Source organism: Acetobacter farinalis (assembly GCF_011516935.1).
Taxonomy (GTDB): Bacteria; Pseudomonadota; Alphaproteobacteria; order Acetobacterales; family Acetobacteraceae; genus Acetobacter; species Acetobacter farinalis.
Window position 1 is genome coordinate 1 of record NZ_WOTF01000025.1, and the last position, 21,879, is coordinate 21,879.

Consider the following 21,879-nt stretch of genomic DNA (forward strand, 5'->3'; position numbering starts at 1 on the left):
TCGTCTACAATATGCGCCGTTTCCTCTTCCTGGAGCGGATCAGCGCGAATGCATAGCAATCCAGCGGGGGGCAGCCCCTGATCTGCTCAAAACGCAGATCAAAAGCTCTCCCGAAAACCGTCAATCAAATCGCCAAAACCCAGAAATTACTGGCCAAGCACATCAATCAACGGTTCTTCGATCCCTCCACGTGCCCGGATGAGGCTCTTTACTCCCACCAGCCGCCTCTGAGGGCGTAAAAGGCTGGTGGAGCGCCCGCCTGCGTACGCATGTGGGCAGCAGAGTCTGGAGCATGCTCAGCGTCGCCTGATCAGAGAGCCCGGTTTCATTGGACACATTGTCCAGTTCTGCCTGCGTGAAGAACTGTCGAATTTCTTCCTCGGTTGCAGCCGGAGCGTCATCCTGAGTCTGCCAGAGCCGGATAAGATCTTCCATACCAACAGCGGCGGCTCTCTGTTGCAGTTTGCTGGGGGCACCGGGTTTGGGCACCGGGCCGAGCAGATCATTCAGGACGGAGAGCAGCCCGGACTCATTCTGTTTGGCCTGTGTTATGAAATCGCCGATCTGTGTGACGGCAGAGGAGAGATGTTCTGTAAATTTCATGACCGTCGCCTTGCCTGTGGCCGGCAGAACATCTGGTCTGTTGTCGCTGCCCCTGTTTTCCAGAATGCTTGCCCGACCTGATGGAATACCGGCTCTTCCCTCTTGATGGGGAAAAACCGGTTACGGCTTTTTGAGGAGCTGCCTGTTAAACGGCTTTACCCCCAGCCCCGTTTCCTTGCTTGGGCGTGTTCACCGGAATGTGTGAGTGGCGTTCTCTTCTCCCCGGCTATACGGCCAGAACTCTTCAGGCCGATCCGCAAAAATACACGGATTTTTATATTCCGAGCAGAGAGCACCACAAGGAGAGAACGTGCTCACGGCTGAACAGCGCCATGCGGTTCTTTCCGCGCTCCGAGAAGGCTTTTCGTTTTTCCGGGTCTGCCATCAGGCATAACAGCCCTTCCGCAAGCCCTGCGCTGTCGCCCTGTGCAACAAGAATACCGGTTTGGTTCGGCTCGATGATTTCTGCCGGTCCGGTTTCACAATCAAACGCGACTATCGGCACACCCGCCGAGGCAGCTTCCAGCAGCACCATGGGAAGCCCTTCAAACCGTGAGGAAGAGGCCATCAGCCCCGCCTGCGCAAACAGGGAGGCGACATCCTTGCGGGCATCCTGAATACTGGCGCGGGCGAGAGAGGCGGCCTGCCTCTTCAGATTATCTTTTTGAGGGCCATCCCCCACAATAGCCAACCGCCAGCCCGTGGAGCGCGCATCTTGCTCGACCAGGCTCCAGGCCTCCAGAAGCCGGTCAAACCCTTTCTGCGGGCTCAGCCGACCCAGAGCCAGCACTATTCTTGTCGTGTCATCATAGCGGCTGGCAGAAACGGGCGGAGCCATATTGGGAATGCAATGGATCTGCGCGCGCGGGTGGGCTTTCTCGCGCCACATAGCCTGATCCCGGTGTGTCAGCGTGACAACATCATGCGCCCAGCGTGCGGCAATGGCGCGCCCCCATCGCCGCTTCCGCTTGCCCAGATCAACAGTGTAATTGAAATGCTCCCACACAATGCAGCGCACGCCAGCCAGTCTGGCCGCCGCAACGGCGTAAAGCGCATGCGTTGATTCCACCACAACCAGCGCATCAAGCGGCCTGTTCCGGATAATCCGGTAAAGACGCATGATGAGCTTTGGGGCGGACCATAAAAGCGAAACAGGCTTTTCTGATAAAAGGTTTCGCCCGATGCGCTCGCTCAGTGGATACGTTGGCGGACCTTCTGAAACAGCTTCGATCGCCGTTACATCAGCGTCCTCCGCCAGACCGTTCATCACCGCGCAGCAGGTGCGTTCTGTTCCCCCCATCAAGCCGAGTGTGTGGATAACAAACCCGATACGCATCGGGCGGGCGGGCTGACCCGATATCATGCTGAGCCTCTCACGATACGGCCTTCACAGCACCCCGGCGGCAAAGCAGCGAGGACATGAGGGAAAGATACATCTGCCCCCCACACGTGATGGAAAAGGGTTGCACAAGATCAGCCAGCCCCTGCGCATCGGGCGCAGGCTGTGCCAGAGCGGTAATCATGGCTTGTGCCAGGGCATCGGCATCTTCCACCGGTACGACACGCACTGCCTCAGGGTGGCTGGCGAAATCGTCCGCGGCGGGCGTGCAGGCTGTCGTGATGACCTGCCGCCCGGTGGCAAGGGCTTCCAGAATAACCGCCCCATAACCCTCCCGGCGGGAGGACAGGACAAAAAGGCGTGCTTTATCAAGGTAGGGGCCGATATCCGCCACATATCCGGTCAGAGTAACCTGATCCTGAAGCCCTTCACTCCGGGCCTGATCAAGCAGTGCCTGATGATCCGGCCCCGCCCCGCAAACAGTCAGGGACGCCGCCGGATAAACCCGGGCGACAGAGGCAAAGGCTTTGAGCAGCAGATCAAACCCTTTGGCATGTGTCAGCCGTCCTGCGGCGAGAATGGCGTAATTCCCGCTTTCAACGGCTTTGGGCGCAGGGAGAGACGCCGGTAATGCTGGCAGCGGAATAGCTTCCGCAACGGAGCGCCTGAAAAGGGCGTCAGCCTGAGCCGCTGTTGTCCTGTCAAGCGCAACCAGCCTGTCGGTGTTCCGCAGCAGGAACCGCATCCGTATATTGAAAAACTTCTGCGCCCATGCGTTGCGCCCCGGCTTGTAAATGGGGGAGCTGATCTGCGTCAGGATAACAGGTCGAACCTCAAGAGGCAGACACCCGAGCTTATACGCCACGGGCCAATGGTAGTTTCCCGGCACAAAACAGGCCGCCACAGGGTGCTGGCGGAAATATGCCGCTGCTTTTTCGGCAACCTGCCACATGGAAAAATGTGTACGGCTGATTGCCGAAGGTGCACGCACCAGCCTGACCTGCGGGTCAAGCAGGCCACGCATCTCTCCCCGTTCGGAACCAGCGAAGAGCACTACGGAAAAGCCTTGCTGCGCCCAGTGATTTGCCAGCCGGATTGCAATTCTCTCGGACCCGCCAAACACAAAATCATGAATGACGAGACCGATCGAAAACATATAAGGTTTTTTCAAAATGTTTTCCGCAATAACTTTTTTGTTTCTCGAATGATTTCAATAGACAGCCCGCGTGCGGAAAGCTCCGTGCGCTTCACGTCAAGAAGCGTGACAGGCCCCACGGATGAAAGCGTGTGCATGCCTTCTGTATAGGGTGCGAACGGCGCGGGAATTTTAATTTTTGCCCCGGCATGCGTTACCACCCGCTCCGCGGTCAGGGTCTCAAACCATAAAGGTCTGATAGCCCCGCCATAGGTCCATGAACAATCCTGAACCGGCAGCATGAGCTGTCCCTTCATGACCATGGGAGTGCCGCCCGGCCGTGTGCTGGCTGAGTCCAGCCGCACCGGATTTGCCGGATGGCGTTTCCACGGTCCCTTGAGATGCTCGGCAAAGGCCAGACAGAGCTCCCCAACCGGCTTGGGGGGCTTTGCGGCGGGAGTATAGAACAGCCACCACAGGCCATCATGGAAGAACGGGGTGGCATCCACCGCAACATCCGGCCCCAGATCGATAACACTGGCGGCCTCCCACACATCGGGGAATGATACGGCGCGATAGAGTGTCAATTTCCCGGAATGGTAGGCTTCCGGCATCATCCAGATCTCGCCATCCGCTTCAAAAACATATGGGTAAGACAGATGCCAAGGCTCGGAGAGGGCCAGTTTTCTTTCCAGAAGCCGGAACGAGGTATCGTAAGTAAAGACCTCTATAATACCGTGTCTGTTTCGGTAATCGTAGGTCTCAACAAAAACATACAGGAGGTTGTCTTTCCACAGCCCGAACGGATCAGCCAGAAACTGGAACGGACCCATGCCGGGAAGCCAGGAAACAGATGTTTTTTCCAAGGACCCCTGCTCGACAAGAGCATTCAGAGGCGCGTGACAGATACCAACACGCCATATGTCCTTGCGTAAACCCAATCAGAAAGACCTTTTACAGACAAACAGGCAAAATACTAAATTTTTCTGATTATATATTGGAAGCTTTCAGCCTTATCAAGGGTCGTGGCGGCTTGCCTGCCCCGTGCTGTACAGAAGCCGGGGGCGGAGCAGAGGCTCCTGCCCCCGCATCCGCCCCCGGCAAGGTGGCCCGCGCCCCCTCTTCAGGGGCGTCGGCCGGTCAGGGTTTGGTTTTGGTCAGATCTTCATACTGTTCAGGATGCGGGGTTATATCAATCCCCCCAACCGGTTGCGGGTGCTTCAGCCCATCATACCCCAGGACAGAGAATGTCATGGTCTGGTCCGGTGTGGGCAGAAGCTTGTCCTGCCAGCCGCCGCCCAGAGCCCGGATCATCCCGACTGTTGCCTGAAGGGCGCGAGCCTGAATCTGGGCCTGCTCAATACGGGCATCCAGTGTATTGACCTGCGCAATCAACGCATCCAGATACCCATCCGCACCGCCCTTATAGAGGGTCATGGTCAATGTTTGAGACTGCATGGCAGCCTGCACGGCATCTTTCAGGCGTGCATTTTCTTCACGGAGCCGGGCTGTCATGGAAAGCCCGTTTTCAACATCCTTGAAGGCGGAGAGCACGGCCATGCGGTAATGGTCCCGTGTTTCCCGGTAGTTGGACCATGTCCGCTGCAACTGGGCGCGGCGCAGGCCGCCTTCAAACAGCGGCATGGTGACTGAGGCACCGTAGGACCACATGCTGTTTGCCAGATTGGCCAGGTCAAACCCGTTTGCATCAAACCCGCCGGTGGCGTTGAAAGAGACATGCGGATAAAACGCCGCGCGCGCTATGCCGATAGCCCGGTTGGCCTGTGCCATTTCCCGTTCAGCCACCGCCACATCCGGCCTGCGTTGCAGCAGTTCGGAGGGCAGGCCCAGAGGCACGACAGGCTCGGCGTCGTCCTGTTTCTCCACTTCAGCAATACGGAAGGAGGACGGTGAGGCATTAACCAGAACGGCCAGCGCATGCTCCAGCACTTCGCGCTGGGCCTGCACGTCCAACTGGCGGGCCTGCGTCATGTAAAGCTGGTTTTTGGCGCGCGCCACATCAATGCCCGTTGCGTCCTGATTATCAAGACGGACCTGAGTGACATGCAGAGCCTGCTGATAATAGCGGATGGACTGCGTATAGATTGCGTTCTGCGCATCCATGCCGCGCAGGGCAAAATAGTCCGTCGCCACTTCAGCCTGAAGGCTCAGGCGCGCTGCGGCATACTGGGCCGCCTGCGCCTGCGCGTAGTATTTCTGCGCCCGGATCCTGTTACGGATGGATGACCAGAGATCCGGCTCCCAGCTTGCCATACCGCCATAATATTCATCCGTTGCGGTAATCGGCCCCTTGTAGCGGAAAAGCCTGTCGGACGAGCTTTTGTTATCAGTGGAGCCGAAGGCCAGCGCAAAATGCGGCAGCAGGTCAGACCGCGCTTCCATCACGATGGAGCGGGCCTGCACAAACCGTTCAGCCGCAGCCTGCAGGTCCGCATTGCTGGTCATCGCCTGCGCTTCAAGCGTGTTCAGCACCGGGTCCTTGAACAGGGTCCACCAGTCCGTGCGCAGGACAGTGTCCTGCGGTTGTGCTTCCCGGAAGAGCCCCTGCCCGTGCCATGAAGCCGGGACAACAAAGTGAGGAGCCTGATACGCCGGGGCCAGATCACAGGCGCTGAGTGCCGTCAGGGCCGCGAGTGTCGCGGCTTTTAAGGCAGTGCGTTGCGTGCCGGCTTTACGGTTCAAAGTCTTGCGTGCGGCCATGGCTGGCAGGGCGCATCGTTTGGCTTTGTGCAGGTGGTTTGCTGAGGTGCTCATTCGTCATCCTCCTCGTCATCTGCCGCATTTGCCGTTGTCAGATAGCCTTTTGCGGGCACGCTCAGCCGTACGGTCTGCCCTTCCAGCAGATCAGCCGGCGGGTTGTTGATAACACGGTCCGTGGGGGCAAGACCTGCGTTCACTTCCGTATAAGCGTCAGACATGCGGCCGACTGTAATGTTCTTGTAGTGCGCCTTGTTCTGGCCATCTATCGTGACAACCTGCATGCCCTTTTCCTGGAAAACCAGCGCGCCAGTCGGGACCGTATAAATGCCCCCTTCGGCAGGTGCGGAAAGAGAGACAGAGGCAAATGTGCCCGGCCACAATTTCTGGTCTGCATTCTCAATGGTGAATTCCGTGACAGCCGTACGGGTGTTGGTGTCATACCCTTTTGCAATTGTCAGGAAATTGGCCGTGAAAACCTGATTGGGATACTGCGGCACAATGACGCGTGCTTTCAGCCCCGGCTTCAGAACATAGGAGAACACTTCAGGCACGGAGACAAAAAGCCGCATGGCGTGCGTATCAGCCACCGTAAACAGTTCACTGGCCGTGCCATTGGCGTTCATATTGCCGCTCCCGGCGCCAACATAATCGCCCACACTGATATTTCTGGCCGTCACAACACCATCAAACGGGGCCACGATGGTTTTAAACCGCTCGAGAGCATCATAATGGTCCACATTATGCTGTGCGGCTTCCAGCGCGGCGCGAGCTGATTGCTCATTGGCATTCTGCACCGAGACAGACTGGCCTGATACCGCCTGGGATTTCCCCATGGAGCGCCAGCGGTTTGCTGTCACAGTGGCCAGCCCGTATTTGGCCTGGGCAACCTGAAGGTCCGCCTTGGCCTGTGCATATTGGGCATCCAGACCCGGTGCGTTGATTTCAGCGAGAATATCGCCTTTTTTGACGACCGCACCGTAGTCCTTGTACCACATTTTCACATAGCCGGAGACCTGCGCATAAATGGGCGCTTCATACCAGGCATTGATGTTGCCTGGCAGTGTCATGGCAAGGGTTGAGGGTGCGGGCTTGGGCTGCACCACAGCAACATCCGGCACGCTGGCATGCTGAGCATCAGCCTGCAGTGTCACCTTGTTATGCAGATGCTGTATTTCCAGATAGGCCACATATCCGGCCAGAACACACAGAACCGAACCGACAAAAAGATATTTTCTGATCAGGGCAAACATTAGACGGCCTCCTTCGCGTCTTCGAGGCCCGTATCAATCGGGCGGCTGGGCTTTTTGGGGGATGTGTTATGGAAAATGGCATAAACACAGGGAACAAAGAGAAGAGTGGAAACAGTCGCCAGGATAAGGCCGCCAATAACGGCTTTCCCCAAAGGCGCGTTCTGGGAGTTACTGACAGCCATGGGCACCATCCCGATAACCATGGCAGAGGCTGTCATGATCACGGGACGAATGCGGCCGAACCCGGCCTCCACAGCGGCAACCAGTGCATTGCCATGCAGAGCGAACCGTTCCTTGGCAAAGGCAACTACCAGAATGGAGTTCGCGGTGGCTGTGCCCATGCACATGATGGCGCCTGTCAGCGCAGGCACGGAAAGGCGTGTCTGGGTCAGGAACAGGCTCCATGCGATGCCTGCCAGAGCACCCGGAAGTGCCGAGATAATAATGAAAGGGTCAACCCAAGACTGAAAGTTAACAACAATCAGCATGTAGATCAGCATGATGGAGATCACCAGACCGGCTATCAGCTCCACATACGCGCCATGCATGGTTACAGCCTGCCCGCGGATATCGAGAGCCGCAGTCCGGGGCAGATCGCCCTTTGTCTGCGCGACTGTGTTCTTGACCTGCGCCAGAACGGAGCCGAGGTCCGCACCTTCCACTGACACATAGATGTCAATTTCAGGCATGGAATTATAGTGTGAAACCTGACCGGGCGTGCCCGTGGGTGTCACCGTGCTGATGCTCCCCAGAAGCTGCATGTCCGTGCCCTTGGGGTCATTATCACCCTTATCGACCGGAATGGTCATCAGGTCGTTGTAATGGGTCAGCTGATCCTGTGATACATACACGTTCAGCGGGAAGGTGATGCCCGTTTTGGGGTCCAGCCAGTATTGCGGGTCCACGGTCTGGCTTCCCGAGAGGGTCATCAGTTCGTTGTTGGCAATATCGGCCTCAGTCATGCCGGTGGCCTGACCGAAGGTGCGGTTCCCCTGCACGAACAGGGTCGGCGTTTTCATGGTCTGCTGGATCACCACATCGGCAGTGCCGGGAATGGCGCGCAGTTTATTCACCAGCAGGCGAGCGTAGTTGTAGTTATCGCGAAGATCCGGGCCGGAAATCTGCACATCAATCGGCGCGGGTGAGCCGAAGTTCAGAATTTTCTCGGTCAGGTCCGCAGGCTGGAACGTAAACACACTTCCGGGGAAATGTGCGGACAGGTCCTTGCGCAGCAGCTTGCGATAATCCCAGACGCGGGATTGTTCATCCTTGAGAGAAATCGTCAGATCGCAATCCTGCGTGCCGATTGAGGGTGTGGGGATGAACGCCTGGTTGTGCGGGCCTTCCGGAAGGCCGCAGTTATTGATGATACCGGATACTTTTCCGGGCAGAATCTGCTCGATGCGATCATTCACGAGAGACACGACACGGCCCGTGGTTTCGATACGCATCCCCAGCGGTGTGCGCATGTGCATCTGGATCATGCCGGATTTCACTTCAGGGAAGAAATCCTGCCCGGCCAGAAAGAACAGCCCCAGCGAGAGCACAGATGCCCCGAGGAAGCACGCGACAAAGACCCTGCGCCGCGCGATAATCCGCTCGAGAAGAAGCCCGTAGCGGGTGCGGAAATTATGGAATTTCCGCTCGAACCCGTTCTGGAAGCGCCCGAAAACCCCTTTGGGCAGCGCCAGATGCTCATCACTGTGCAGGCCGGGATGAACCTGCCCCGCCAGCAGGTATTTGGCCATTGTCGGCACCAGTGTGCGCGACAGGATGAAGGATGCCAGCATCGCGTAAACAATGGCTTCAGCCATGGGCATGAAGAGCCAGCCGGCAACCCCGCTCAGGCGGAACAGCGGTGTCCAGACGATACAGATACACAGTGTTGAAACCAGTGTGGGGATAACAATCTGGTTGGCGGCATCAATAATGGCTGTTTCGAGTTCTTTCCCTTCTTCCAGATGGGTATCGATGTTTTCAATCATCACGGTGGCATCATCCACCAGAATACCAACCGCCAGAGCCAGCCCGCCAAGCGTCATGACATTGATGGTCTGGCCAGACATCAGCAGGCAGATGATAGCCGTGAGAATGGCCAGCGGAATGGATGTGGCGATAATCAGCGTAGAGCGCCATGATCCGAGGAAGAGCAGCACCACAAGGCCAGTCAGGATGGCGGCTGTCACCATTTCCCGCACCACATCGCGGATGGCATCTTTCACGAAGATGGAGGCATCACTCAGGATGGAAATATGCACATCGGGCGGCACAAGCTGCTGAATGCGCGGCAGCAGGTCCTTGGTGCGCGCCACAACATCCAGCGTTGAGGCATCACCGCTTTTCATTACCACCACTTCCACGCCCTGCCGGCCCTGAACCAGCACAAGGTTTGTCTGCGGGTGGCCACCACGGTACACCTGCGCCACGTCATGCACATAAATCACGGCATTCCCGACGCGCTTTACCGGAATATCGCCCAGTTCCTTCATGGAGCGCGGTGTGGCGTTGGTCTGCACCATCCAGTCTGTGGTAGCGATTTTCTGATCGCCGGCGGGGAGCACAATGTTCTGCTTCCGCAGGGCATTCTGCACATCCATCGCGGACAGATGGTGCGCCAGAAGCTGCTTCTGGTTCAGCGCCACCATGATGAAGCTGTCCATACCGCCATAAGGATGCGGCAGAACCGCGCCGGGCACCGTCACCAGAACCGGGCGGATGCGTGTCATGGCGATTTTGTACAGGTCAGATGGTGTCTGTTTTTCAGAGGTGATCTGAAGAGCAAGAACCGGAACCGAGGATGCTTCCAGCCGCATGACCATGGGCGCGGGAATATTATCGGGCAGCTGCTTGATCACGGTCTGGGAAATAGCCGTGACTTCAGCTTCCGCTTCACCGATATCCGTGCCCGGCTGGAAGTAGATGTTGACAATGCTTCTCCCGTAATAGGAGCTGCTTTCCATGTGCTCGATCCCCTCCACGGTGGAGGTTACGGCCAGTTCGTAATTGTAGGTGATACGGCCTGCGAATTCTTCAGGCAGCATTCCGCCATACGTCCAGACCACGGACACAACAGGAATACGGATGTTTGGAAAAACATCTGTTGGAGCCTTGAAAAGAGACATCACGCCAAAAGCGAGAATAAGCAGCGACAGCACAATAAACGTGTAAGGTCGCTTCAGTGCCGTCACAACGATGGCGTTCATGCGTTTCCTTCCTCACTGGGATCAACGGAATTCAGCGCACGATAGAATTTCATTTATGCAGAAATCTTTTAAAAAAATTATTAATCGGCTATATAATTATTTAATAAATTTTTTTTGAGAAAAAGGAACGTGCCTCTGGCGCTGTTTCCGCCGCCAGAAACGGCACGATATGGCGGATTGTGGCCGAAAAAGGCATGCCTCCTCTGGTGGCCGGATTACACGGGAAGCTGGGCAAAGCACCGAGCCAGCGGGAAGCCCCCGCCCCTCTCCCTGAACATATATGGCAGCGCCACGGCCGCACCGCAGCGCACCTGATACGAAACGGGCCGTGCAGGATATTCCCCGTCACGGCCCGTTTCGCACTGAGATGAAGCCTTATGCTGCCGCCAAAAGTCTGACTGGCTCCAGAAAATGCCGGACGACGTTTATTGAAGGACGGGCTTGCCCAGCGCCGGGTCCGTTTTGCTTGGTTTGCCTGTTTCCACATGGCCGGCAAAACGATTTTCAGTCGTGGGTTCTGATGCGATTTTCACACTCACATCATACCACTGGTCACTACTCCCCAGCGGCAGGGTTTTGTGCACCACGGCATGCGCTGCCAGTTCAAGCGTCTGGGTACGCTGCCCATAGGCATTATCATGCACAGAGACAGTTTGTGCGGTGGCGGTAAGGTTCGCAAATTCAAGCACGAGTGACCCTGAACCCGTGTTCTCCGTAGCAGAAACCATGACCGATGTCGGGCGGGAGCGATGGAAATACCGCGCAAACCCATTCGGACCAATAACGGTGACTCTGGCCAGATGGTCTTGCGGCAGAGGCCAGCTATCCTCAAGCCTTGCCCCTGCACCCACGGTGTAGCGCCGTGGTTTTTCAGAGGTCAGGTCCTGATAGACATAAAAACAGGCACCGCTTGTTCCCTGATTTTCAAACCGAAGCGTGAGATCGCCCTTGGGGCCAGCAACTTCATGCACACCCAGAACATAAGGGAGTGGCCGCGCAGGCCGACGCCCCTTCTCCTGTTCCCCGATATCGGAGAGGCTACTTTCCACAGGAACAGCCGGGTTCGGGAGCGTGCAGGACTGGTCAACCTGCTGCTTGTAATCCGCAGTGTCAGGCAGTCCGCCTGCAAAACCCTGTTTGCGTGAGAAATCGAACGCACTTGTCAGATCACCACACACGGAGCGCCGCCATGGGGTGATGTTTGTTTCACGCACCCCGAAGCGGGCTTCGATAAAGCGCAGCACCGACGTGTGGTCAAACACTTCCGAGCAGACAAATCCGCCCGTGCTCCAAGGAGAAAGTGCGAGCATTGGCACCCGCGGCCCCAGACCATAAGGCAGCATGTCTGGCGTGTAGCGCTCCGGCTCGTATGGCGTGATGCGATCATGAATTTCCCCGCGCGTATCAACCGTACTCTTGCCGGGGAGAAGGGGTGTCGGGGGCTGCGGCGGCGGAACATGGTCAAAGTAGCCGTCATTCTCGTCATACATGACGAGCAGAACCGTCTTGGCCCAGACCTGCGGATTGGCTGTCAGGGCATTCAGCACGCGGGCGATATAGGTGGCCCCATACCCCGGTGTCCAGCGCGGGTGTTCGGAATAGGCCGCAGGCGGCAGCAGCCAGGACACCTGCGGCAGACGGTCCGCCAGCACATCCTGCCGCAGGGTATCCAGCGTCCGTTTGGTCATGGCCCGCTCGTACAGGGCGGAGCCCTTCGGGGCATCAACGTAATTGCGGAAATTCATCAGCACATTGGTGCCGAAATTCCCGTTTTCCACGTCTGATACGGAAAGCCCCTGCTGATAGACCTGCCAACTGACCCCGGCAGCTTCCAGCCGTTCAGGATATGTTGTCCAGTTAAATGGCGCTGGGGCCTTGGGGTAGAAGGCACGGTCCACCCAGTCCACATTATCCAGAACCGGGCCGCCGCCCACACCCTCACCGTCAACGGTGCCGGTCATCAGGTAAAAGCGGTTGGGGTGGGTCTGGGTTGGGGTTGAGCAGAAATAATGGTCACAGACGGTAAAGGCATCGGCCAGCGCGTAGTGATAAGGAATATCCTCACGCGTGTAGTAGCCCATCGTCATATCGGTTTTATGGCGGGGCCACTGGTCATTCCACCCAGCGTTTATGGCGGCATGCGTGGGTTTCCAGTTATGGTCAAGATCAAGCACACATTGCGCGCTGCTGACATGCGTGCGCAACTGGAAGGGCATGATACGCCCCTCACTCTTCTTCTTGCGCCACTGAGACCAGACGGGGGAGCCATCTGGTGATCGTACGGGGTGACGGTCACCCACCCCGCGCACGCCGCTCAGATGACCGAAATAATGATCAAATGACCGGTTTTCCTGCATGAGCACAACAATATGCTCAACATCTTCCAGTGTGCCACTCCGGCGTTCCGCCGGAATGGCCAAAGCCCGGTTAATGGACCCTAAAAGGCTTGCGGTAAGAAGCCCTCCGCCGCCTTTAAGCAGTCCTCTTCGTCCAATAACCGGCATACTCCACCCTTCTGTTTTGATATGGGCTGTCTATAGCAGCAGTGTTGAGAAAATTCAGATCATTCCCTTAGAAATCACTGCTGAGTGTTGCGAGTGCCGCGAACGGAGAGGCAATTTTGTAATTGGGTGACTTCCCGGCAATCATGTTCCCGAAAATGCCTCTGGCGGCATTGGCATTGACCTGCGTGGTGTTGATCCACCCCAGATAGCGCTCATTCGAGATATTCTGAAGATTGAGGCGAATGGTCGGGCTTTTGAAAATCCCCATTTTAGGCAGGCGATACCCCACATTGACGTTCATGCGGACATAACCCGGAATATGCTCATCATTCATGAAGGTGGAATATTGTCTGGCCACATATTTCAGGTTGAAGCCTGCAAAACGATGCCCGTCATCATAATCCAGCCCGAAGCCAACCTGATAGGCCGGCGCCTGCGGGGCGACCTTCCCCTTGGTGCGCATGTAATCCGTGATCGCGCCGGAAGAAACAGGCAGATTGCTGTCTGTCACGGCGTGCAGATATTCAAAGGACACATAAGGGCGAATGTGGTGCAGCGGGCGGGTGCCGATTTCTGCATCCACACCATCTGAATGTTCACCGCCCGCGTTGATATTGGTTGTCCAATACTGGCCATGATCATTGGTGCTGGTCTGGGTGAACAGACGGTTCGTGAAGTTATAATGGAAATAGGTAATGGAGCTTGAAATCAGATCATCCTGATAGCGCCAGCCTGCTTCTTCCGAAATGGAAATTTCAGGCTGCTGGTTCGGGCTGGCTTTCGTGGAATAGCCCGTGCCTTTTACATACGATCCTGAGTCATACAGCGCATAGTTCTGCGGGATACGGTAGTTGGTGGAGACTGAAACAAAAACCTGATTATGCGTATCAATCTTGTAGCGCACCGCCGCTGTGGGAAGAGCCTGATAGTAATTCGTGCGGACATATTTCTGGCTGACATCCGGCAGGTCGTTTGTGCCCTGCCGCATGATGATGGAGTATTTCAGGCCCGCATCAATGGTCAATTTGTTATGGAACAGGGAAAGGCTGTCACCAATAAACGGCGTGTGCACCTGAGTGTTTGTCAGGGTATCACGGTACTGCGCGGTCTGCCCGTTGCTGAGCACAACATTGTTGCTGTCACCCCACAGGCTCAGGGGCGTGCCATCGCTGCTCACACCGCTGTACGGCGCGGTCTGGCGCTGCTTTGAATATTCGAACCAGTAGCCAACCATCAGGCGGTTGATGCCTGCTGTCCATGTCAGCTTGGTTGTGGCACCCGGCCGCCACGTTTCCGTAAGAGACGGGTTATACAACATCACCTTGCCCGAGGGCGTCTGCCCGTCCAGACTTCCCGGCAGGGTCTGGCTGCCATAGGACATCTTGGTCATGTCTGTTGAATACCCACCGCCACCGTTCCCGTATCCATACCAGAAATACGGTGTTTCGGTCAGGACAAGATTGTCCGCCAGTTTAAAAGTGGACGGCATGGAGGCGTAAATATTGGTAAAGGGATTGGGTCGCAGCTTGTAGTAGTTGGCATCTCCCGCCACATAATGGCGCTCAAAGACCGTATTTGGCGGGTCCTTCGGCTTCAGGCCGCTGCTGCCGATGGGATTATCAAACCCGATACCCCACTTGTCCCAGCTTGCCTTTGTGACGGTCGGGTATGCATCGTTTTTGAGTGAATTCCCGACAACAGCCAGAGAGATGCGATTGCCATCACCCCAGTCATTCACGATTTTCATTTCACCGTGCTTCTTGTTTTCCCAGCCCGGACCGCGCCAGTGGTCCTGGCGGCCCTGAGAATAGGAGAAATAGGCACGCAGATTGGTGTTGCCGATGTAGCCCGTGTCAAAGCGGGCAAAGCCGCGTGTTGCATTATATGACCCGTAGGTCATATCCACATGACCACCCATCACCTTTTTCGGGTCAATCATGTACATATCAACCACACCGCCGGATGCGCTGACATGGGGGCTGTCAAGATCCGCGGAGCCCTGAGCCAGACGAACGGTTTTCAGGTTTTCTGAATCAACAATTTCCTGCGGATAGACAGCAAAATTTCCGATATCGTTGATGGGGAACCCTTCAAGGGTAAAGCCCATCTGGGATTCTGTCAGGCCACGGACAGACATATTGCCACCCGTCATGCCCAGCGGGTCACTGTCAGACACGTTCGCACCCGGCAGCAACTGGATCAGCTGCATGGGGTTCAGGGCGGGGTTCTGTTTGGCAATGTAGTCGCGCGTGACGGCAGAAACGGATTTGGGCGCGTCTGTCGGGGTCATGAGACCGCCGCCAAAGGCCCGGCCTGTGTCACCATCTCCCAGATCCCGTGTGTGGCCATGCACTTCCACGTTTTCATCAGTCGGAGAGGTCTGACCCAGCATGGTGGGCAGGATCGCGTCCTTTCTGGCGGCTTTGGCAGCCTTGACGGACGTGTGTTTGCCATTTGCCGCGACGGATGTCTTTTTGGAAGACACTGTGTCAGCCATTGCCACAAGAGGTGACGACAGAACGGTCGAGCAGATCAGGCAGGCGAAAACTGAAGAGTGTCGCTTGAAGTACATCCAGTCCTACTTTCAACGAGGAAACATGAGAAATTCGAGCGCATCTTATTCAGTTATTTTGCTAATAGAAGGCATTCATAATAATTTCATATTTCCCGGAAACGCCCGGATAAAGGCGCGAAACATTCTCGTTTTGGTGCAAAACATGAATGAATTATAATTTTTTTTATAATTTCAATTTCTCAAAACCCACTACGTTCAAAGCGAAATTCAAACAGTTACTGAAGAGTAATCTTTCATGAAACCATTAACTCGTTATTTCGCCCTGACCGGGAGCGTTTTGCTCGGTCTCGCTACTGGCTCGACACAGACGCTGGCATGGGGGCGTGAAGGCCATCAGGTTGTTGCGGCTTTGGCGTGGGATTACCTGACACCAGATGTAAGAGATAAGGTCGATCTCATTCTGCGGCAGGATAAAGATACCCTGACCCCGCCTGACCTGCTTTCCCGCTCCACATGGGCGGACGCATGGCGTGCGGCGGGGCACAAGGAAACAACCGAATGGCATTTTGTTGATATTGAGCTGGATCACCCGGATCTGATTCAGGCCTGCTACAATTTCCCTGAGCAGGTGGGGCCCGCCAGCGCCGGGCCTGCAAAAGACTGTGTTGTGAATAAAATTTCACAATTCCAGAAGGAACTTGCCGCACCGGCCACCAGTCCTGCCGAGCGTGTTCTGGCACTGAAATATCTGGTACATTTTGTAGGGGATCTGCATCAGCCCCTGCATGCGGCCGATAACCATGACAAGGGCGGGAATTGTGTGCGCCTCTCTCTGGGTGGACCGCGCACAATCAACCTGCATTCCTATTGGGATACAGCCGTAGTGTCTGAACTGGACCCCAATCCCGACAATTTGGCTCAATCCCTGTTCACCCAGATTACCTATGATGACAAACAGGCATGGCAGCAGGGCACGCCCTCTGACTGGGTGCAGGAGAGCTTCGGCCTTGCCCGTACGTATGCGTACCAGCTTGCCGCGAAACCGGGGTGTGACCCGGACAGCGCTCCTGTTGAACTCCCCCCGGGATATGATGCGGCAGCACAGAGCGTTGCGCGTCAGCAGCTTATGAAAGCCGGAGTGCGCCTTGCTTACATGCTGAACACGGCTCTCTCAGGCGTTCAGATTTCAAAGTAATTTTCGGCAGCATGCTGTGTGAGGGGAAGTCAGGGCGCTGCAAGCCCCTCACGCAGCTAAGCCGACCCATGGCCCGGTAATGCGGCCTGATAGTCCGGGCCGTTCACATCCCCTGCCCTTCAGGGACGAAAAGCAGCCCGGTTTTTCTTCTATTACCCGAGCAGAACGCGTGCTCCCAGAGCCGCGGCCAGAGCAACCGGCATGGCGATGGCGCCCACTTTCAGGAATTGCAGGAACCCCACATCCTCCCCTTCCCGCCGGATGACCTGAAGCCAGAGTATCGTGGCCAGAGAGCCTGTAACGGAAAGGTTCGGTCCGAGATCAACGCCAATCAGCAGATTATCAACCACCAGACGCGGTGCATGTGCTCTGGCCACGGCCTCGCTGGCGATAAGGCCGGCAGGCAGGTTGTTCATGATGTTCGAACCAAACGCCAGAATCGTCCCGGACCACAGGGATGTTGCCGTGCTGTCCTGCTCGGCTGCTTTCCGAAGCGTCTCGGCAAGCAGGCTCACCAGGCCGGTACGGTCTACCGCGCTGACAAGAACAAACAGCCCGGCAACGAGCGGGAGAACTCCCCATGAAATGTCCTTGACCAGCCCGAAGGGGGACTGTCTTGCCAGAGCCGAGACCCCAAGTGCCGTGACCACCCCGGCCAGAGCCGTCGGCAGGCCGAGCGGCCGGTCAAAAGCCGAAACCGTGACCAGCAGGACCGCTGTCAGACCGATGCAGGCGAATGCGGCCTTGCCGCCCGTGCTCAGGCGCATGGCTTCAACCTGCGGGGCGCAGGCTGCCCGCAAGGTGCCGCGATTGACGAAGCGCAGAACAAGATAGGTCGTGCCAACCGCCAGCAGTGAGGGCAATGCGAATGATGCCAGCCATGCTCCGAGCGACGGCAGCATGCCGTCATACAGCACGAGATTGGCAGGATTGGAGACAGGCAGGACAAAGCTTGCGGCATTGGCTATCAGCGCACAGGCGAACAGCATGGGCAGCGGGTTGGCTTTTGCCTTGGTTGCGGCGGCGAAAACCGCCGGGGTCAGCACAACGGCCGTGGCATCGTTGGACATGAAGGTCGTCACCACCACACCGGTCAGAAAGATCAGCGTGAACAGGCGCGTTGTTGAACCGGCCGCATGATTGACCGCTAGGGTCGCAAGCCAGTCGAACAGACCGTTCGCCCGCGCCGTCTCACTCAGCAGCATCATGCCTGTCAGGAACAGATAGACATCCATCCCTTTCATAACAGCCGAGGCAGCCTCTGCCCCCGGCATGAGACCAGTTATGACCAGCAGGACAGCCCCGGTCACCGCCCAGATCCATTCGGCAACACGGAATGGCCGGATAATCACCCCCGCTGTTGCCAGAGCGGCAATGATCCAGATCGCTTCATTTTCAACCGTCATTCAGTGTCACCATGCTCAACAGGATTTCCGTTCATCAGCATCATCATGCCTTACAATCGCTTGCCGACCGGATGGTGGACCCAAATCCCACCCAGAGCACAATGGAAAGCACAGCCAGACATCCAAGTGTATAAAAAGCGGTGGCGTAGCCCATCCCTTGAGCAAGCCACCCCCCCAAAGCAGGGGACAGGCTGGCGCCGATACCCTGCGTTGTCATGACCACGCCCTGTCCCACATTAACGCGCCCTGTGCCCTTCAAGAGGCGTGCGACCAGACTGGGCACCGCAACGCTTTGTAGCCCTGCGCCGATACCATCCAGAGCCTGAACCGGCCACACACCCCAGTGGGTTATGAAAGTTCCGGCAATAATCCCGCGTACCGGCAGCGCCGCGAAGGATACAAGCAGCACTATCCAGTATCCACGGCGTGCAATCCAGCGCGTTGCCAGCAGGCTGACAGCGATCATCACCGCCTGCGCCACCACAACAGTGGTTGCCGTGAACGTGGCGGCATTCCCATGCCCTGCACTCACCACCGCCATTCCGTAAAGCGGAAGCATTGCCGCGTTGCCCAGATGAAAAAGGCACAGGCACGCTGCAAGTACGAGCAAAGGCTTGTGCCGCAGGAAGGCTTTCAGGTTGTCTGACTGCCCACCGCCGTGGTGTTCCGCGTCGTCTTCCAGACCGCGTGCCGCCTCATGATCAATCGTCCGTTCAGGAATGGCGAGAACGGACACAATGGCCAGCACGCCTAACCCTGCTGACAGGAAAAAGATTGCCGGAAGGCCAAAGCGCCACCCAAGCCAGCCGGACAGGCCTGCCCCGACCATGTTCCCCGCATGGTTCCAGGCCTGATTGCGGCCCATTTGCGAGTTGAAGCCTTTCTGGCGGACAATGCCCAGTGTCATGCCAGCCATGGCAGGACCAATGGCGGCGCCGGCCAGTGCTGTTGCAAGCTGGCTCAGCGTCACCACAACCCCTGATTGAGACGCCAGCAATAAGAACGAGCCCAGAACCGTGCACAGGCCGGTGATAATAACCACCAGGCGCTTTTTGCGCGTGTGGTCAATAAAGGCACCTGCCGGTATGGTGGCCAGCATCCCGGCAATGCCGCCAGCAGTCATTACAGACCCGATCGGCCCGGTCTGCCAGCCATGCTGTTGCAGAAAAACCCCTAGAAAGGGGCCAATACCTGCCTGAACATCCGCCATAAAAAAATTGAGGGCACACAGGGTGATCATGGCGCGGCTCAGGTCTTGCCGAAGGCCATCCCCGCCAGTTTCTGCTCGTGCCGGAAGAGAAAGAGTCACAAGCGATTTCCCCCGTTCATATAGCCTGATACTGAAAAGCAGTCTTCGTATAAAAGGCAGCGATAGCAGCCAAACTGGTGCTCCGTGTTTATTACGCTGGCAATGTATCTGGCAAGGTGGTGGCGGAATGGAGCGGCCTGGAACAGAAACCGGCGCGTAGTTACAAACGCAGTCTGAACACAGTCTGCCATCCTGTCCCGGCCTCGGGGCTTTCCAACTCAAGGGAACCACCGTGCCCGAGTGCAATCTGGCGCGCCAGACTGAGGCCAACGCCATTTCCGTTTTCCTTGAACGACACAAACGGATGGAAAATCTGCTCGCGGAGTGCCGGGTCAACACCTGTGCCATTGTCACGCACAAGGATGGTTGCGGAACCTTCCTCCAGTTCTGCGGCAAGCTGCACCCGTGGCGGGGCCTGAGTCTGGCAGGCTTCGGCGGCGTTATTCAGAAGGTTAAGAAGGGCCTGCTCTACCTGCCCCTTGTCGGCCCGCACCACGACCCGCACGGCGGGAAGACAAAGTTCCAGCGTGATGCTCCCGCCCCAGCGCGCCTCAAACACTCTCTGTGTTTCGCGTAGCAGCGCTCCTAACTCGATCGGTTTCAACTCTGGCGCAGGCAGGCGCGCAAGATCCCGGTAGCCCCGCACAAACCTGTCCAGACCTTCCGCCCGACGCCGGATGGTCGTCAGAGCTTCCTGAACAAGTGCATGGGCCGGACCCGGGTTGAGTTCTGCAAACAGTTCGTCCGCCGTAACCGAAAGAGAGACGATGGGAGTAAGCGAATTCATGATCTCATGGCTCAGGATCTGGAGCAGATCGCGCAGGGCCTGAGCTTCGGCTGCGTTGAAGCCTGCTTCCACATCGGTAAGAGCAAGATAGTCCACAATGCCCCCCACGCCAGCACCGTGCCTTGCCGAAAGGGCATAAACGCGGGGTGTGCCACCGGATGAGGCCGCCAGCCGGATCATCCGGCCTTCAGACGGAAGACGTCTGTCGTTCAGCGCCTCAAGCAAGGCAGGCGGCGGCGTTATCAGGCGGTCTTCAGTTCCAAACAGTCTTCGGGCCGCACGGTTGGCGGCGTGTACGGACCCATCCACACTTCGGAACAGCAAGGGGACTGGCGCATGATCAAGCAGGGCGCGGTTCCGCAGTTTTTCCCGGTCTGTCGGGCTGACCACAGAGGGTTCAAGCCGCAGGGCCCGCCGTGCCAGTTCCCTGTGTGTCGCTATTACGGATGCAGCGCAGCCAAGCCCCCCGCACGCAATAAGGAGTGCCGTGGCGTAGAACCCTTTCTGCCAGACCGGTGCGACCAGCAGGGATGCCGCAGCAATGCCGGCAAGACGAACCGCGACGGAGAAAACTGCGGACATTTTAAAGCCCGTACCGTGCCATGCGGCGATAGAGCGCCGGACGTGTCAGCCCCAGCTCCCTTGCTGCCTGCGTGACGTTGAAACTATGCCTGCGCAGCGCCGCCTCAATCAGAGAGCGTTCTGTATCCCGCAGGGTCTGCGTCTCCTCTGCCTGGTTACCCGGTCCCTCTGGAGAAGCCTGCCATCCTCCCATAATCACAGCGCGCTCTACGGCGGCCCTCAGGCTTCGGACATTCTGGGGCCAAACTTCAGCTTGCAGCGCAGCACTACGGACTGCGTCAAGCTCTGGCTCCGGCAGCATGTGACGCACGGAAAAATAATGCAGGAAGTGGGCCGCCAGCGCGGGAATATCATCCGGCCGTTCAGATAAGGGCGGGATTTTCAGTGTCACCAGCCCAAGATGCAGCATCAGTTTTGGCTGAAGCCGCGAGCGAAGAGTGTGCGGCTCCAGAGAAGACAGCGCAATCACGCGCGGCGGGCTGCGCTCATCAAGCCGGTCAGTCAGGTGGCGCTGTAAAGATGGTGAAAGGGCCTCACTATTTCGGAAAATCCATACACCGTCTTCTTCGGGCAGGGCCTCACAGTCTTCCGCATCTAGAACATGTAGCGCTCCCGTATCATTGGAAAGTGCGTGAATACGCCGCGCAAGGAGCATTTTTCCTACTCCGGCCGGGCCGGAAATAAGGATCGGTGCCCGCGTGGTGGCAATCCGGTCCACATCCGCTACACACTGCTTCATGACCTGTGAGGCAACAATCAACACGGGGTCCGTTTCTGAAGAATGAGAGACCCTGCTCTTTTCAAGGGTTTTTGAAACAAGATTGACAAGCCGCTCATTGTTCCATGGTTTCATGACAAAATCAGTGGCCCCGGCCCGCATGGCTTCAACCGCGATGGAAACCCCGCTGTGGCCCGTCACGACAAGAACCGGCAAATCCGGACGGAGCACAAGCATATCCTTTAGCAGAGCCAATCCCTCAGCGCCTGTTCTCGCGCCTTTGGTGTAATTGAGGTCAAGCAGAACAAGCGCAACCGGGTGAGACGCCAGGCGGGTCAAAGCCTCCGCGGCATCATGGGCCGAGAGCATGTTTATGCCTCGCCGCTGGAACAATATGCGCGCGGCCACCTGAATATCACGGTCATCATCCACAAACAGCAGGCATGGCGCTGCGTCATGATGTGTGGCGTTCTTTTCGCTCATGTCGTCATGAGATGCGTTCATGGCCCTGTTGACAGCTCCCTCAGCGGTGTCCGTTTCCGGACAGTCTGTCCGGTTCCGAACAGATGTGCGGCTACATTCTAAAATTCTCATTGTTTTTCAATGAGATAA

The 21,879-nt window shown here is 57.1% G+C and carries 14 protein-coding genes; 1 reads left to right on the forward strand and 13 read right to left on the reverse strand.

The genetic code is table 11. From position 1 onward, the window contains the following. Positions 1–162 precede the first annotated feature (162 nt). The 9 genes from GOB82_RS12015 to GOB82_RS12055 all read right to left on the reverse strand — a co-directional run bounded on the left by GOB82_RS12015 (position 163) and on the right by GOB82_RS12055 (position 15,252). On the reverse strand, positions 163–603 hold the full coding sequence (locus GOB82_RS12015) for a YidB family protein (RefSeq protein WP_242007392.1): 441 nt from the start codon (positions 601–603) through the stop codon (positions 163–165). A 274-nt stretch (positions 604–877) separates the two neighbouring features. Then, positions 878–1,966, reverse strand: coding sequence for a glycosyltransferase family 4 protein (locus GOB82_RS12020; protein WP_242007393.1), 1,089 nt, complete (start codon positions 1,964–1,966; stop codon positions 878–880). Positions 1,967–1,976: 10 nt separating this feature from the next. Continuing rightward, positions 1,977–3,098, reverse strand: coding sequence for a glycosyltransferase (locus tag GOB82_RS12025; protein WP_166123418.1), 1,122 nt, complete (start codon positions 3,096–3,098; stop codon positions 1,977–1,979). An 11-nt stretch (positions 3,099–3,109) separates the two neighbouring features. Then, positions 3,110–3,943 (reverse strand): glucosamine inositolphosphorylceramide transferase family protein, encoded by an 834-nt coding sequence (locus GOB82_RS12030; RefSeq protein ID WP_242007394.1) that lies wholly within the window; start codon positions 3,941–3,943, stop codon positions 3,110–3,112. Positions 3,944–4,217: 274 nt separating this feature from the next. After that, positions 4,218–5,798, reverse strand: coding sequence for an efflux transporter outer membrane subunit (locus GOB82_RS12035; RefSeq protein ID WP_166123446.1), 1,581 nt, complete (start codon positions 5,796–5,798; stop codon positions 4,218–4,220). A 50-nt stretch (positions 5,799–5,848) separates the two neighbouring features. After that, on the reverse strand, positions 5,849–7,048 hold the full coding sequence (locus GOB82_RS12040) for an efflux RND transporter periplasmic adaptor subunit (protein ID WP_166123422.1): 1,200 nt from the start codon (positions 7,046–7,048) through the stop codon (positions 5,849–5,851). Next, on the reverse strand, positions 7,048–10,251 hold the full coding sequence (locus GOB82_RS12045; RefSeq protein WP_166123424.1) for an efflux RND transporter permease subunit: 3,204 nt from the start codon (positions 10,249–10,251) through the stop codon (positions 7,048–7,050). The genes GOB82_RS12040 and GOB82_RS12045 overlap by 1 nt, the downstream gene beginning before the upstream one ends. Before the next feature lie 425 nt (positions 10,252–10,676). Continuing rightward, positions 10,677–12,755 carry a phosphocholine-specific phospholipase C gene (locus GOB82_RS12050; RefSeq protein WP_166123426.1) on the reverse strand — a complete coding sequence of 693 codons (2,079 nt, stop codon included), beginning with the start codon at positions 12,753–12,755 and terminating at the stop codon, positions 10,677–10,679. A 67-nt stretch (positions 12,756–12,822) separates the two neighbouring features. Beyond that, on the reverse strand, positions 12,823–15,252 hold the full coding sequence (locus GOB82_RS12055) for a TonB-dependent receptor (protein ID WP_166123428.1): 2,430 nt from the start codon (positions 15,250–15,252) through the stop codon (positions 12,823–12,825). A 313-nt stretch (positions 15,253–15,565) separates the two neighbouring features. Between GOB82_RS12055 and GOB82_RS12060 the strand changes: the two genes are divergently transcribed. Beyond that, entirely contained in the window at positions 15,566–16,465 is a 900-nt protein-coding gene (locus tag GOB82_RS12060; RefSeq protein WP_166123430.1) for a S1/P1 nuclease, read from the forward strand. A 152-nt stretch (positions 16,466–16,617) separates the two neighbouring features. On the opposite strand, the gene GOB82_RS12065 is transcribed toward GOB82_RS12060, so the two are convergent. The 4 genes from GOB82_RS12065 to GOB82_RS12080 all read right to left on the reverse strand — a co-directional run bounded on the left by GOB82_RS12065 (position 16,618) and on the right by GOB82_RS12080 (position 21,771). Further along, the gene (locus GOB82_RS12065; RefSeq protein WP_166123432.1) at positions 16,618–17,871 is read right to left on the reverse strand and encodes an arsenic transporter; all 1,254 of its coding nucleotides are present in this window, start codon (positions 17,869–17,871) and stop codon (positions 16,618–16,620) included. A gap of 43 nt (positions 17,872–17,914) precedes the next feature. Next, a complete protein-coding gene (locus GOB82_RS12070) occupies positions 17,915–19,180 on the reverse strand; it encodes an MFS transporter (protein WP_265794595.1) in 1,266 nt (421 codons plus the stop codon). 160 nt (positions 19,181–19,340) lie between these two features. Continuing rightward, a complete protein-coding gene (locus GOB82_RS12075) occupies positions 19,341–20,549 on the reverse strand; it encodes a sensor histidine kinase (RefSeq protein WP_166123434.1) in 1,209 nt (402 codons plus the stop codon). 1 nt (position 20,550) lies between these two features. Beyond that, positions 20,551–21,771, reverse strand: a complete 1,221-nt coding sequence (locus GOB82_RS12080) for a sigma-54-dependent transcriptional regulator (RefSeq protein WP_242007396.1) — start codon at positions 21,769–21,771, stop codon at positions 20,551–20,553. Positions 21,772–21,879: the final 108 nt, after the last annotated feature.

Bases quoted from the DNA above. Each gene is read 5' to 3' on its own strand.
- GOB82_RS12015 (WP_242007392.1), bottom strand. From the start codon at position 603: ATGAAATTTACAGAACATCTCTCCTCTGCCGTCACACAGATCGGCGAT.
- GOB82_RS12050 (WP_166123426.1), bottom strand. From the start codon at position 12,755: ATGCCGGTTATTGGACGAAGAGGACTGCTTAAAGGCGGCGGAGGGCTT.
- GOB82_RS12025 (WP_166123418.1), bottom strand. From the start codon at position 3,098: ATGTTTTCGATCGGTCTCGTCATTCATGATTTTGTGTTTGGCGGGTCC.
- GOB82_RS12055 (WP_166123428.1), bottom strand. From the start codon at position 15,252: ATGGCTGACACAGTGTCTTCCAAAAAGACATCCGTCGCGGCAAATGGC.
- GOB82_RS12080 (WP_242007396.1), bottom strand. From the start codon at position 21,771: ATGAACGCATCTCATGACGACATGAGCGAAAAGAACGCCACACATCAT.
- GOB82_RS12020 (WP_242007393.1), bottom strand. From the start codon at position 1,966: ATGATATCGGGTCAGCCCGCCCGCCCGATGCGTATCGGGTTTGTTATC.
- GOB82_RS12060 (WP_166123430.1), top strand. From the start codon at position 15,566: ATGAAACCATTAACTCGTTATTTCGCCCTGACCGGGAGCGTTTTGCTC.
- GOB82_RS12035 (WP_166123446.1), bottom strand. From the start codon at position 5,798: ATGGCCGCACGCAAGACTTTGAACCGTAAAGCCGGCACGCAACGCACT.
- GOB82_RS12065 (WP_166123432.1), bottom strand. From the start codon at position 17,871: ATGACGGTTGAAAATGAAGCGATCTGGATCATTGCCGCTCTGGCAACA.
- GOB82_RS12045 (WP_166123424.1), bottom strand. From the start codon at position 10,251: ATGAACGCCATCGTTGTGACGGCACTGAAGCGACCTTACACGTTTATT.
- GOB82_RS12075 (WP_166123434.1), bottom strand. From the start codon at position 20,549: ATGTCCGCAGTTTTCTCCGTCGCGGTTCGTCTTGCCGGCATTGCTGCG.
- GOB82_RS12040 (WP_166123422.1), bottom strand. From the start codon at position 7,048: ATGTTTGCCCTGATCAGAAAATATCTTTTTGTCGGTTCGGTTCTGTGT.